Annotated in this window: 13 protein-coding genes; 9 read left to right on the forward strand and 4 right to left on the reverse strand. The window is 68.8% G+C overall.

The annotated features are described in order from the left end of the window. Nucleotides 1–193 precede the first annotated feature (193 nt). Genes HWX08_RS17255 through HWX08_RS17265 form a run of 3 tightly spaced genes read left to right on the forward strand, consistent with a single transcriptional unit; the run spans nt 194 to nt 2,205 of the window. Nucleotides 194–1,441 (forward strand): molybdopterin molybdotransferase MoeA, encoded by a 1,248-nt coding sequence (locus HWX08_RS17255; protein WP_069256852.1) that lies wholly within the window; start codon nt 194–196, stop codon nt 1,439–1,441. Nucleotides 1,442–1,460: 19 nt separating this feature from the next. After that, nucleotides 1,461–1,718: a molybdopterin converting factor subunit 1 gene (gene moaD, locus HWX08_RS17260; RefSeq protein WP_069256851.1), complete on the forward strand. Its 258-nt coding sequence runs from the start codon at nt 1,461–1,463 to the stop codon at nt 1,716–1,718. Between the two features lie 10 nt (nt 1,719–1,728). Further along, nucleotides 1,729–2,205: a molybdenum cofactor biosynthesis protein MoaE gene (locus HWX08_RS17265; protein ID WP_069256850.1), complete on the forward strand. Its 477-nt coding sequence runs from the start codon at nt 1,729–1,731 to the stop codon at nt 2,203–2,205. 68 nt (nt 2,206–2,273) lie between these two features. On the opposite strand, the gene HWX08_RS17270 is transcribed toward HWX08_RS17265, so the two are convergent. Beyond that, nucleotides 2,274–2,843 carry a group III truncated hemoglobin gene (locus HWX08_RS17270; protein WP_174920537.1) on the reverse strand — a complete coding sequence of 190 codons (570 nt, stop codon included), beginning with the start codon at nt 2,841–2,843 and terminating at the stop codon, nt 2,274–2,276. Between the two features lie 249 nt (nt 2,844–3,092). On the opposite strand from HWX08_RS17270, the gene HWX08_RS17275 reads away from it, so the two are divergent. Continuing rightward, on the forward strand, nt 3,093–3,608 hold the full coding sequence (locus HWX08_RS17275; RefSeq protein ID WP_069256848.1) for an Rrf2 family transcriptional regulator: 516 nt from the start codon (nt 3,093–3,095) through the stop codon (nt 3,606–3,608). A 157-nt stretch (nt 3,609–3,765) separates the two neighbouring features. Continuing rightward, the gene (clpB, locus tag HWX08_RS17280) at nt 3,766–6,363 is read left to right on the forward strand and encodes an ATP-dependent chaperone ClpB (RefSeq protein WP_174920538.1); all 2,598 of its coding nucleotides are present in this window, start codon (nt 3,766–3,768) and stop codon (nt 6,361–6,363) included. A 112-nt stretch (nt 6,364–6,475) separates the two neighbouring features. Here clpB and HWX08_RS17285 read toward each other — a convergent pair whose 3' ends face one another. Together HWX08_RS17285 and HWX08_RS17290 are read right to left on the reverse strand one after the other, a co-directional pair. Further along, a complete protein-coding gene (locus HWX08_RS17285) occupies nt 6,476–6,913 on the reverse strand; it encodes a YidB family protein (protein WP_069256846.1) in 438 nt (145 codons plus the stop codon). A gap of 89 nt (nt 6,914–7,002) precedes the next feature. Continuing rightward, nucleotides 7,003–7,596, reverse strand: coding sequence for a ComEA family DNA-binding protein (locus HWX08_RS17290; protein WP_174920539.1), 594 nt, complete (start codon nt 7,594–7,596; stop codon nt 7,003–7,005). Nucleotides 7,597–7,882: 286 nt separating this feature from the next. Between HWX08_RS17290 and HWX08_RS17295 the strand changes: the two genes are divergently transcribed. After that, a complete protein-coding gene (locus tag HWX08_RS17295) occupies nt 7,883–8,344 on the forward strand; it encodes a MerR family transcriptional regulator (RefSeq protein WP_069256844.1) in 462 nt (153 codons plus the stop codon). Further along, on the forward strand, nt 8,328–8,762 hold the full coding sequence (locus tag HWX08_RS17300; protein ID WP_069256843.1) for a carboxymuconolactone decarboxylase family protein: 435 nt from the start codon (nt 8,328–8,330) through the stop codon (nt 8,760–8,762). Before HWX08_RS17295 ends, HWX08_RS17300 begins: the two co-directional genes overlap by 17 nt. A 19-nt stretch (nt 8,763–8,781) precedes the next feature. Here HWX08_RS17300 and HWX08_RS17305 read toward each other — a convergent pair whose 3' ends face one another. Continuing rightward, nucleotides 8,782–10,698, reverse strand: a complete 1,917-nt coding sequence (locus HWX08_RS17305; protein ID WP_069256842.1) for a sigma-54-dependent Fis family transcriptional regulator — start codon at nt 10,696–10,698, stop codon at nt 8,782–8,784. Between the two features lie 534 nt (nt 10,699–11,232). Here HWX08_RS17305 and HWX08_RS17310 point away from each other — a divergent pair. Then, complete coding sequence (locus tag HWX08_RS17310) at nt 11,233–12,291, forward strand: ATP-NAD kinase family protein (protein WP_174920540.1); 1,059 nt, start codon at nt 11,233–11,235, stop codon at nt 12,289–12,291. 59 nt (nt 12,292–12,350) lie between these two features. Then, nucleotides 12,351–13,115: an SDR family NAD(P)-dependent oxidoreductase gene (locus HWX08_RS17315; RefSeq protein WP_174920541.1), complete on the forward strand. Its 765-nt coding sequence runs from the start codon at nt 12,351–12,353 to the stop codon at nt 13,113–13,115. The last annotated feature ends 69 nt before the right edge of the window (nt 13,116–13,184 follow it).

Raw genomic sequence — 13,184 nt, forward strand, 5'->3', positions numbered from 1 at the left:
GCACGGCCGGAATGCCGATTCGTCGAACGGATCGGGGTTCCGGCCGTTTCGTTTGGCGCTGCCGCGCGGCAAAACCAGTGCCAGACTCGCGCATTCGCGCGCATCACAGTTTGCGCATGTCCGCCATGTCGCGCGCCCGCGCGATGGCGTCGCTACAATGACGTATTGACTCCAACGATCCCCGATTCCATCGATGTCGAACCCGAACCCCGCGGCGCCGCGCGCGCCGATGCTGTCGACCGCCGAAGCGCTCGCCGCGCTGCTCGATGCCGCGAAGCCGTTGCCCGGCACCGAAACCGTCGCCACGCTCGATGCGCTCGGCCGCGTGCTGGCGGCCGACGTGAGCTCGCCGCTCGACGTGCCGCCGATGCATACGAGCGCGATGGACGGCTATGCGGTGCGCGTCGCCGACCTTTTGCACGGCGAGCGGCGTTTGCCGGTGTCGCAGCGCATTCCGGCCGGTCATCCGGCCGCGCCGCTCGCGGCCGGCACGGCCGCGCGGGTCTTCACTGGCGCGACGGTGCCGCCCGGCGCCGACGCGGTCGTGATGCAGGAGCAGACGGCGGCCGACGGCGATGCGGTCGAGATCCTGCATACGCCGAAGGCCGGTGAATGGATCACCGCGCAGGGCGCGGATATCCGGCAGGGCTCGGTGATCCTGCCGGCCGGCACGCGGCTCACGCCGCAGGCGCTCGGCCTCGCCGCGTCGGTCGGCTGCGCGCAATTGCCGGTCGCGCGGCGGATTCGCGTCGCGGTGTTCTTTACCGGCGACGAACTGACGATGCCCGGCGAGCCGCTGAAGCCCGGCGCGATCTACAACTCGAACCGTTTCACGCTGCGCGGGCTGCTGGAGCGGCTCGGCTGCCACGTCACCGACTACGGCATCGTGCCCGATTCGCTCGCCGCGACGCGCGACACGCTGCGCGCGGCCGCGCGCGATCACGACGTGATCCTGACGAGCGGCGGCGTATCGGTCGGCGACGAGGATCACGTGAAGCCGGCCGTCGAGGCCGAAGGGCGGCTCGCACTGTGGCAGATCGCGATGAAGCCCGGCAAGCCGCTCGCGTACGGTGCGGTGCGCCGCGGCGACGATCGCGCCGATGCCCACTTCATCGGGCTGCCGGGCAACCCGGTATCGAGTTTCGTCACGTTCCTGCTGTTCGTGCGGCCGTTCCTGCTGCGCCTTTCCGGCGTGCGCGACGTCGCGCCGCGCGCGCTGTCGCTGCGTGCCGACTTCTCGCAAGGCAAGGGCGACCGGCGCAACGAATTCCTGCGCGCGCGCGTGAACGCGGCTGGCGGCCTCGACCTGTTCCCGAACCAGAGCTCGGCGGTACTGACGTCGACCGTCTGGGGTGACGGCCTGATCGACAATCCGCCGCAGCACGCGATCAGCGCGGGCGAGACCGTGCGTTTCATTCCGTTTTCCGAACTGCTGTCGTAATCCGACGGCTTCCCGAACCATGAAGATTCAGCTGAAATTTTTTGCAAGCGTGCGCGAGGCACTGGGCGTCGCCGACGAGCAGGCCGACGTGCCGGACAGCGTGACGACCGTGGGCGACGTGCGCGCCTGGCTGCGTACGCGCGGGGGGGCATGGGCCGAGACGCTTGCCGACGGGCGCGCGTTGCGCATGGCGTGCAACCACGAGATGACCGATCCCGGCACGCGGCTCACCGACGGTTGCGAGGTCGCGTTCTTTCCGCCGGTGACGGGCGGTTGAGGCACGGGCGATGGCAACGATACGAGTCCAGACCGACGATTTCGACCTGAACGCCGAGGTCGCGGCATTGCGCGCGCGCAACCCGAAGATCGGCGCGATCGCGTGCTTCGTCGGGACTGTGCGCGACCTGAACGAAGGCGATTCGGTGGCCGCGATGGAGCTCGAGCACTATCCGGGGATGACCGAGAAGGCGCTCGAGAAGATCGCCGCCGAGGCCGCCCGGCGCTGGCCGGGCATCGACGTCGCGATCGTGCATCGCGTCGGCCGGCTCCTGCCGCTCGACCAGATCGTGATGGTCGCGACGGTCGCGTCGCATCGCGGCGATGCATTCGCGTCGTGCGAGTTCGTGATGGACTACCTGAAGACCGACGCGCCGTTCTGGAAGAAGGAAACCACGCCCGATGGCGAGCGCTGGGTCGATGCGCGCAGCACCGACGATGCCGCGCTCGCGCGCTGGGGGATCGAATCGGGCAACGCACCGCGCTGAGCGGGGCGCTGCCGGGTGATGCGACGTGGTGTCGCACGCGCGCAGGCGTCGCGTGCGATGGCGCCGCGTTACGCGTCCGGATCGGTGCCGCGGCCGATGATCTTCGTCGGAAACGGCTCGCCGCGCCGTCGCGACGCGGGTGACGGCAACGCGTGCGAATCGTCGCCCGTATCGCGACGGCGCGGCGCGATCGCATCGAGCAGCGCCTGCTGCTCGGGCGGAATCCGATAATCCCAGCCGAACCGGCTCAACTGCAGGCTCTGCGCGATCCGCAGCGCGGGTTCCATGAAGCGGATCGCCGCCGGCGGCGCGTAGCGCGTCTCGACCGTCTTCAGGAACAGCGACAGCCAGCGGCCGAAATGCGCCGGCTCGATCCCGTCGAGCGGCTGGTGCGCCTGCTGCACGTTGCCGCGATAGCCCTTGGTGCCGAGCACGAGGCTCGACCAGAACGTGACCATCTTCGGCAGGTGGTCGTCCCAGCGGCCGGCCAGCTTCGCGTCGAACACGGGCCCGAGCAGCGGATCGGCGCGCACGCGGTCGTAGAACGCGTAGACGAGATCGCGGATGTTCTCTTCGGTCGGCTCGGCGTCGCGAGGGCGGGCCGGTGCGGGTTCGGGCGAGGCGGGCGGGACGGTCATGGCAAAAGGGCCGGCAGAGGGGCAACGACGGGGCGGCGGCGCTGGCATCGGTCAGGACGCCGGCCGGATTTTGACGCAAAATAACGTCCAATAACCGCTGAAAAACGTGCAGATGTCACGCATCTTATTGCGTGCGCGCCATTCCGGCAATCCGGGGCCGCGGAACAGGGGCGCCGACCGGCTCCGTGCGCATCCCGATCGGTCCGGCTTACGTATCCGGTACACGATCGATTTTTTCCGTATTCGCCCATGAGACTCACCGACTACACCGACTATTCGCTGCGCGTGATGCTGTACCTTGCCGTGCGCGGCGAGGGACTCGCGACGATCCAGGAGATCTCGGACGCCTACGGCATCTCGAAGAACCATCTGATGAAAGTCGTCCAGCAGCTCGGCGAACTCGGGTGGGTCGACACCGTGCGCGGCCGCAATGGCGGGCTGCGGCTGTTCCCCGAATCGCTGCGACTGACAGTCGGCGAGGTCGTGCGCGCAACCGAGAGCGATTTCGCGCTGGTCGGCTGCTTCTCGGCCGATGGCGAGGCGCGCGGCTGCGTGATCGAGCCGCAGTGCCGCCTCAAGGGCGTACTGGCCGCTGCGCGCGACGCGTTCTTCGCCGCACTCGACGGTCACACGATCGGCGAACTGGTCGAACCCGCTGCGCCGCTCGCGGCGTTGCTCGGCATCCATCCGCTCGTGCGCGTACCGGCCGCAGCGTCGCCTGAAGAGGCTGCCGTGCCCGCCGAGTCGCCGTCGAAGGCCGGCTGACACGCGCGCGCCGCACGCCGCGATCCGGCCAGGGCCGGTTCCCGGGCCGCGTCGAGCCGGTCCATCGATTTTTGCGCTGAATCAACCCGAATTTCGCTTGAAAGCCGCATAACCATCCTCATCTTGGTGGTAATCGAAAATTGGAGGTCTCGACTAAATGAGAATCGACAAGCTCACCACCAAGTTCCAGGAAGCACTCGCGGACGCCCAAAGCCTCGCGGCAGGCCGCGACAATCAATACATCGAACCCGTTCACGTCCTCGCGGCGCTGGTCGCGCAACAGGACGGTTCCGCCCGCTCGCTGATGTCGCGCGCAGGCGTGCACGTGCAGGCGCTGCAAGGCGCGCTGAACGAAGCGATCTCGCGCCTGCCGCAAGTGACGGGCACGGGCGGCGACATCCAGATCGGCCGTGAACTGGCCGGGCTGCTGAACCAGGCCGACAAGGAAGCGCAGAAGCTCAACGACACGTTCATCGCGAGCGAGATGTTCCTGCTCGCCGTATCCGACGACAAGGGCGAAGCCGGCAAGCTCGCGCGTCAGCACGGCCTCACGCGCAAGGCGCTGGAAGCCGCGATCGCCGCGGTGCGCGGCGGCTCGCAGGTGCACAGCCAGGATGCGGAAAGCCAGCGCGAGGCGCTGAAGAAATACACGGTCGACCTGACCGAACGCGCCCGTGCGGGCAAGCTCGATCCGGTGATCGGCCGCGACGACGAAATCCGCCGCTCGATCCAGATCCTGCAGCGCCGCACCAAGAACAACCCGGTGCTGATCGGCGAGCCGGGCGTCGGCAAGACGGCGATCGTCGAAGGGCTCGCGCAGCGCATCGTCAACGGCGAAGTGCCTGAAACGCTGAAGGGCAAGCGCGTGCTGTCGCTCGACATGGCCGCGCTGCTCGCGGGCGCGAAGTACCGCGGCGAATTCGAGGAGCGCCTGAAGGCGGTGCTCAACGACATCGCGAAGGACGAAGGCCAGACGATCGTCTTCATCGACGAAATCCACACGATGGTCGGCGCGGGCAAGGCCGAAGGCGCGATGGATGCGGGCAACATGCTGAAGCCGGCGCTGTCGCGCGGCGAGCTGCACTGCATCGGCGCGACCACGCTCGACGAATACCGCAAGTACATCGAGAAGGACGCCGCGCTCGAGCGCCGCTTCCAGAAGGTGCTCGTCGACGAGCCGAGCGTCGAGGCGACGATCGCGATCCTGCGCGGGCTGCAGGAGAAGTACGAACTGCACCACGGCGTCGACATCACCGACCCGGCGATCGTCGCCGCGGCCGAGCTGTCGCATCGCTACATCACCGACCGCTTCCTGCCGGACAAGGCGATCGACCTGATCGACGAGGCTGCGTCGAAGATCAAGATGGAAATCGATTCGAAGCCCGAAGAGATGGACAAGCTCGATCGTCGCCTGATCCAGTTGAAGATCGAGCGCGAAGCGGTGAAGAAGGAGCAGGACGAAGCGTCGCAGAAGCGCCTGCAACTGATCGAGGAAGAGATCGAACGGCTCGGTCGCGAGTATTCGGATCTCGAAGAAATCTGGACGGCCGAGAAGGCGGCGGTGCAGGGCAGCGCGCAACTGAAGGAAGAGATCGAGAAGGTGCGCGCCGACATCGCGCGGCTGCAGCGTGAAGGCAAGCTGGAGAAGGTCGCCGAGCTGCAGTACGGCAAGCTGCCGCAGCTCGAGGCGCAGCTGAAGCAGGTCACGCAGGCCGAAGAGCAGGAGCAGCACAACCCGACGCGCCCGCGCCTGCTGCGCACGCAGGTCGGGGCGGAGGAAATCGCGGAAGTCGTGTCGCGTTCCACCGGGATCCCGGTGTCGCGGATGATGCAGGGCGAACGCGAGAAGCTGCTGCACATCGAGGAAAAGCTGCATGAGCGCGTGGTCGGCCAGGATGAGGCGATCAGCGCGGTGGCCGACGCGATCCGCCGGTCGCGCGCGGGGCTCGCCGATCCGAAACGTCCGTACGGCTCGTTCCTGTTCCTCGGCCCGACCGGGGTCGGCAAGACCGAGCTGTGCAAGGCGCTGGCGTCGTTCCTGTTCGATTCGGAAGAGCACCTGATCCGCATCGACATGAGCGAGTTCATGGAGAAGCACAGCGTCGCGCGGCTGATCGGCGCGCCGCCGGGCTACGTCGGCTACGAGGAAGGCGGCTACCTGACGGAAGCCGTGCGTCGCAAGCCGTACAGCGTGATCCTGCTCGACGAGATCGAGAAGGCGCATCCGGACGTGTTCAACGTGCTGCTGCAGGTGCTCGACGACGGCCGCATGACGGACGGGCAGGGGCGCACGGTCGACTTCAAGAACACGGTGATCGTGATGACGTCGAACCTCGGCTCGCAGGTGATCCAGGCGATGACGGGTGCGCCGCAGGAAGAGATCAAGGACGCCGTGTGGCTCGAGGTGAAGCAGCATTTCCGCCCCGAGTTCCTGAACCGGATCGACGACGTCGTCGTGTTCCATGCGCTCGACCGCAGCAACATCGAGTCGATCGCGAAGATCCAGCTCGCGCGCCTGCACGATCGGCTCGCGAAGCTCGACATGGCGCTCGACGTGTCCGACGCGGCGCTCGAACAGATCGGGAAGGTCGGCTACGACCCGCTGTTCGGTGCGCGTCCGCTGAAGCGCGCGATCCAGCAGGAGATCGAGAACCCGGTCGCGAAGCTCATCCTCGCGGGCCGCTTCGGTCCGAAGGACGTGATTCCGGTCGACGTCCACGACGGCAAGTTCGTGTTCGACCGCGTCGTTCACTGATCGCCGGCTTCCGGCCATCGCCCCGCAGCCCCGCTTCGCGCCGGGCGTGCAAAAACGAACACCCCGCCTCGGCGGGGTGTTTGCTTATGGCGCGTCGCAACGACGCGGTGCGTCAGCCCTGCTTGTTGCCGCCGAACATGCCGGCGATCTGCGACAGCGAGCCGAGCACGTTCGACGGGTCGACCTGCGCCTGACCGTCGGCCGGGACCGCGCCGTCCGGCGTCGCGTGGTTGACGACGTGCGGCAGCACCTGCGCGAGCACGGTCGAGGCCATCGCCGGATCGACGCCGAACTTGCTCGCGAGCGCGCCGATCGCGTCCGAGCCGAGCACGTTCTGCAGCGTGTCCGGCGAGATCGGCTGGTTCTGGCCGGTGCCGACCCACGAGCCGATGATGTCGCCGGCGCCGCCGGCCTTGAACTTCTCGATCAGGCCGTTCAGGCCACCCGGCTGGTTGTTGATGAATTCGAGCGCGGTCGTGATCAGCGCGCTTTGCGAGTTGCCGCCGGCCTGGCCGCCGAGCAGACCGCCAACGATGTCGAGGAGACCCATGGTTCTTCACCTTTACCGATAAGGGCGTCACGCAGTGGACGCCCGTTTGAACGAATGCCGCGCGCACGCCGTCGCGCGCGCGGCGCACATCAGGCGCCCGACGCCGTGGCGGCGGAGGCGGCCTTGTCCTTCTTGCTCTTCTTCTTCGAACCCTTCGTCGCCTTCGTCGACGACGCCGCGGCCGGTGCGCTCGCACCCGCATCGGCGGACGCCGCTGCGGCCGCGGCCGCTTTTTCCTTCTTCGTCATGCGCTTGGCCTTGGCCGGCTTCGCCGCCGCATCCGGCGCGCTTGCCGCCGGCGCAGTGGCCGTCGTGCCGGCCGTCGCGGTCGTGGACGTCGACGCCGTACCGGCCGACGTGGTGGCCGACGTCGTCGCGGCCGGCTTCGACAGCTTCACGCCCTTCGGCGGCGTCGCCGAGCCGCCGATCGTCAGACCGTTTTCCTCGAGATGCCCGACCGACTTCGTGCCGAGGCCCTTCACGCGATTCGCGAGATCGTCCGCGTCCTTGAACGGGCCGTTCTTGGTGCGTTCGTCGATGATCGCCTTCGACTTCACGGGCCCGAGACCCTTCACGGATTCGAGCGCGGCCTGGTCGGCCGTGTTGACTTCGACGGCCGCGGCAAGACCTGCGGCGAGCGACAGCGATAGCGCGACGAACAACATCAGCAGCTTTTTCAGCATGGCAAAGGCTCCCTGGTTCTGACGGATGAATGGTTGTTGCAACGGACGGCGGGGCGAGACCTGGCCGGGCGTCGCCGTTAAGCATAGGACAAATGCGTGCCCTTTTTAAGACAAGCTGACCGAATCTTGCTGAAGGCTTGCGGCGCTGTAAAGACCGAAACCCGCGCCGGCACGTGATTTTGACCATTCTTTACGGTGTCGCCGGGCAGTCGCCGACGAATGTCGCACTGGCCGTTCGATAGCGCTTGACTTAGAGTGAACTCTAACTCCTAACCTTGTTCCTGCCATGTCGAAAACCGTATCCCAACCTTCCTCCGCCGGCCCGCTGACGATCGGTCAGGTCGCCGAAACGACCGGCTTGTCGACGCATACGCTGCGGTACTACGAGCAGGCCGGCCTGCTGCGTGCGATTTCGCGCACGGCGGCCGGACACCGGCTCTATGCGCCGGCCGACCTCGACTGGCTGGCCTTCGTGATGCGCCTGAAGGCGACCGGCATGCCGATCGCGCAGATGCAGGCGTTCGCGGCACTGCGCGCGCAGGGAGAGCCGACCTTCGGCGCGCGGCGCGATCTGCTGGTCGCGCATCGCGACGCGGTGCGCGCGCATATCGCGGAGCTGCAGGCGAGCCTCGACGCGATCAGCGACAAGATCGCGTACTACGAGGCACAGGAACGGGATACGGCGCGACGGGCCCACCCCTCTCACGCTTTATCGGAACAGGACGGACATCATGGAACGACTCGTTGAAGATCGCTACACGCGCGGCTGGAACAAACTGAAGGAAATCGACGGTGAGGTGGGCGAGCGGGTGATTGCGGCGCTGGCGCCGATCGCGCCGGATTTCGGGCGGCTCCTGGTCGAATTCAGCTTCGGCGACATCTACAGCCGGCCGCAGCTCGACCTGAGAGCGCGCGAAATCGCGACGATCGCGGCGCTGGCCGCGCTCGGCAACGCGCAGCCGCAGTTGAAGGTGCATATCGAGGCCGCGCTGAACGTCGGCTGCACGCGCGACGAGATCGTCGAGATCTTCATGCAGATGGCCGTGTACGCGGGGATGCCGGCCGCGCTCAACGCGCTGTTCGCCGCGCACGAGGTGTTCACGCGGCGCGACGAAGCGGCCGGCCACGCGGCGCACGCAGGCGAAACGGCCGGGCAGCCCGGATGACGACGCACGCGCGTGCGCGTCACGCGCGGTGCGGCGCAACGATCCGGTGCTTCGCGATGCGCCGGTACAGCGTCGCGCGCGAGATGCCGAGCGCCTGCGCGGCCGCGTCGGGCCGCCAGCGGTGCGCGGTGAGCGCCGCGACGATGCGGCCGCGTTCGTCGTCGGGCAGCGCGCCGGGCGCGACGCCGCCGAGCTGCGCGGCGATATCGGCCGGCAGGTCGTGCCGCGTCACGCGCGCGGCGTCGCACACCGCGCACGCATAGCGCAGCACGTTGCGCAACTGCCGCACGTTGCCGGGCCACGCATACGCGGCGAGCTGTTCGGCGAGCGTCGCATCGAGCGTCAGCACGTGGCCGGTGGCCTGCGCTTCCTCGGCGAAGACGGCGGCAATCACGTCGCGCACGTCGGCGCGTTCGCGCAGCGGCGGCAGCTCGAACGTCGCGCCGCTCAGCCGGTAGTACAGATCCTCGCGGAACGCGCCGTCGGCCACCATGCGCGCGAGATCGCGGTGTGTCGCACAGATCACGTCGAGATCGACGCGCACGGGCGTATCGCTGCCGAGCGGCACGACTTCGCCGTCGGCGAGCACGCGCAACAGGCGCGTCTGCAGCGCGAGCGGCATGTCGCCGATTTCGTCGAGGAACAGCGTGCCGCCGTCGGCGAGCGCGATCTTGCCGCGCGCGCCGTGCTTGCGTGCGCCGGTAAACGCGCCGGCCGCATAGCCGAACAGTTCGCTTTCGATCAGCGCTTCCGGCAGCGCGCCGCAGTTGACCGCGACGAACGGCCTCGCGCGCCGCGCACCGGCGTCGTGAATCGCACGCGCGAACACTTCCTTGCCCGCACCGGTTTCGCCGAGCACGAGAATCGGCAGCCGCTTGCTCGCGACCCGCAGCGCGAGTTCGGCCTGCTGCGCGATGCGCGCGTCGCTGCTGTGCAGGAACGGCGTCAGCGCGCCGACGTGACGTTGCGCGGTGCCTGGGCGGCGCGACGCGGTGCCGGGCTCGCGGCCCGTGCGCCGTAGCGGCGCACGCAGCCGCGCGTAGAGCGGCGCACCGGTCGCGCGCAAGCGCAGCGCGACGATCGCGTCGAGCCGCGCGGCATCGCGCAGCGGCATCTCGGTCGCGTCGAAGATCTCGTCGATATGGCGCGGTTCGCGCAGTGCCGGCAGCGCATCGCGCGCCTGCCGGTTCGCGGCGACGATGTTGCCGCATTCGTCGAACGCGATCAGCCACTCGGGCTGCGCTTCGACGTAGTGACGGTTCGGATGCCCGAACAAGATCCAGTGCTGCGCGGTGCTGTGCACGAAATAGCCGTCCTCGATCAGCGCCGCGCTCTGCCGCACGAGCTGATAGACGAGCCGCTGGCTGTCGCGGCCGTCGGGCGAATGAACGGCCGACGCGTCGAGCACGCCGATCAGCTCGCCGCCCGGCGAGAAGATCGGCGCCGCGCTGCAGGTGAGCGTCGTGAACGCCGCGCGAAAGTGATCGGTCTTGTGCACGGTGATCGGCGCGAGATCGGTCAGCACGTTCGCGACGCCGCACGTGCCTTCCTCGCTTTCCGACCAGCACGAGCCGATGTGCAGCCCCGCATGGCGGAAGTCGTTGCGGCGCTCGCGGTCGATCCGGTAGTCGATCGTCACCCCATGGGCGTCGGTCAGCATCACGCAGTAGTCGGCCACGCGGATCATGTCGTGCAGCCGCGTCAGGCACTGGCCCGACGCGCGCAGGAACGCCTCTTCCTTGTCGCGCACTTCGCGCAGCTCGGCCGCGGTCAGCACGCGCGGGCCGATCGACGAAGCGGGGTCGAGACGGTAGCGCTCCAGCGACCGTTGCCACGACGACACGAGACGCGTGGATTCGGCCGGCGCGGGCAGGCGTCCGGCGAGCGCGCCGAGCACACGGTCGGCGTGCTGGGCCTGGGGGACGGCGTAGGGCATGGTCGGCTCCGGTTCCGTACGGCGGGGAATGCGATGTTCTTGTAGCACATCCCGTTCGACGGATCACATTGCATCGCAGCACGCGGCGCGCATGAGACGTTCGTCTCACCGGTATCGCGGGCGTCTCGTGTCGTTGAGACGCGTGCATGGGCGACAGGCGGCGCGCGACCGGCACGGCGCCGCACGCGCCGCGCCGCGCTACCGCGGGCTTTGCGCGCGCAACGGCGCACGCGCGCCGGCGGCGCGACGGCCGTTTCGTCGCCTCGACGATGTGAGACGCGCGGACCGCACGGCTGCGCGCTTCGTCCCCCCCGGCCGCGATCCGGGCGCGCCGGCACACGCGCCCCGTCAGCATTCACGAGGGTTTCACGGTCATCGCATGCACGGTGGCACGCCGCTTGCAGAGAGGGAGGGCAGGTCGGCGCGGTCGCGTCGACGACGACGATCCGCGGCCCGGCGATGGCAGCGGACGAGACAGGCAGGGCCGCGGCGCACGCATGCGCGGCGGCTGGCCCACTGGATGGAGACGAACCCGTGACGATGCCCGTTACCGTCGGCGTGATCGCGAACCCCGCATCGGGGCGCGACATCCGCCGCCTCACGACGCATGCCTCCGTGTTTCCGACGGCAGAGAAGGCGAACATGATCGTGCGCCTGCTGGCCGGCCTCGGCGCGATGGGCGTCGAACGCGTGCTGACGCTGCGCGACCGGACCGGCATCGCGACGCTGCTGCTGCGCGCGCTCGACACGCATCGTGCGGTCGCGCCGCATGAGCGCTGGCCGCAGGTCGAATTCGTCGACCTGCCGATCACCGATACCGTGGCCGACACGCAGGCCGGCGCTGCCTACCTGCACCGGATGGAAGTCGCGCTGATCGTCGTGCTCGGCGGCGACGGCACCCATCGCGCGGTGGCCGCGCACTGCGGCGCGACGCCGCTCGTCGCACTGTCCACCGGCACCAACAACGCGTTTCCCGAGCATCGCGAAGCCACCGTCGCCGGTGTCGCGGCAGGACTCGCCGCGACCGGCGCGGTGCCGGCGGACGTCGCGTTCACGCGCAACAAGCGGCTCGTCGTGCGCTGCGTGGCGGGTACGCAGCCGGGGCGCGAGGAAATCGCGCTCGTCGACGTGTGCGCCGCGCGGCAGCGCTTCATCGGTGCGCGCGCGATCTCGGGGTCCGACGATATCGAGTCGCTTTACCTGACGTTCGCGGAACCGGACGGGATCGGCCTGTCCGCGCTCGGCGGCGCGTGGGCGCCGCTCGAACGCAGTGCGCCGCACGGGCTCGCGATGCGTTTCGCCGGTGAAGGCAAGACGGCCGGCACGCCGCTCGTCGCGCCGATTGCGCCGGGCCGCGTCGATCGCGTCGTGATGCGCAGTTGCGAGCGGCTCGAGCCGGACGCGTGGCAGACGATCCCGTTCGAGCGCGGCACGCTCGCGTTCGACGGCGAACGCGAGATCGAGGTCGCGCGCGGCGATTGTTACGAGATCTCGCTCGACTGGCGCGGGCCGTTGACGGTCGACGTCGGCCGCACGCTGCGCTACGCATCGTCGCGGCAACTGCTGCGCGATGCCGGCACGTGGCACGCGTGAGCGACGGCGTTCCCGCAAGAAATTTCGATATCCATAACGATCATCAAGGAGACATCGCAATGACAGTTTCACTCGAAGGACAGGTCGCCATCGTCACGGGCGGCGCGCGCGGCATCGGCCGCGGCATTGCGCTGACGCTCGCCGGCGCGGGCGCCGACATCCTGCTGGCCGACCTGCTCGACGCCACCGCGCGCGAGGTGCGCGCACTCGGCCGCCGGGCCGCGGTCGCGAAGGTCGACGTCACGCAGGCCGCACAGGTCGACGCGATGGTCGCACAGGCGCTCGCCGAACTCGGTCGGCTCGACATTCTCGTGAATTGCGCGGGCGTGATCAGCATTCATCCGGTCGGCGAGCTGAGCGAGCGCGACTGGGATGTCGTGATGGACGTGAACGCGAAGGGCACGTTCCTCGGCTGCCGCGCGGCGCTCGCGCCGCTGAAGGCGCAGGGCCGCGGCCGGATCATCAACGTCGCGTCGATCGCCGGCAAGGAAGGCTTTCCGAATCTCGCGCATTACAGCGCGTCGAAATTCGCGGTCGTCGGTTTCACGAACGCGCTCGCGAAGGAGGTCGCGCGCGACGGCGTGACCGTCAACGCGATCTGCCCCGGCATCGTGCGTACCGACATGTGGGACCGGCTGTCCGACGCGTGGAAGGCCGACGGCGAATCGGTCGAGGCGTCGTGGCAGCGGCACCAGCTGACGCTGATACCGCAGGGGCGCGCGCAGACGCCGAAAGACATGGGCCGGCTCGCGCTGTTCTTCGCGACGATGGACAACGTGACGGGCCAGGCCGTGAACGTCGACGGCGGCTTCACGTTCCACTGACGGCCATAGGCCGTGCAATCCGCCGCCACGGCCCGGCCGCGGCGGCATTCGCAGTCAGACCTACTCAGG

Source organism: Burkholderia metallica, from assembly GCF_902832845.1.
GTDB classification, from domain to species: Bacteria; Pseudomonadota; Gammaproteobacteria; order Burkholderiales; family Burkholderiaceae; genus Burkholderia; species Burkholderia metallica.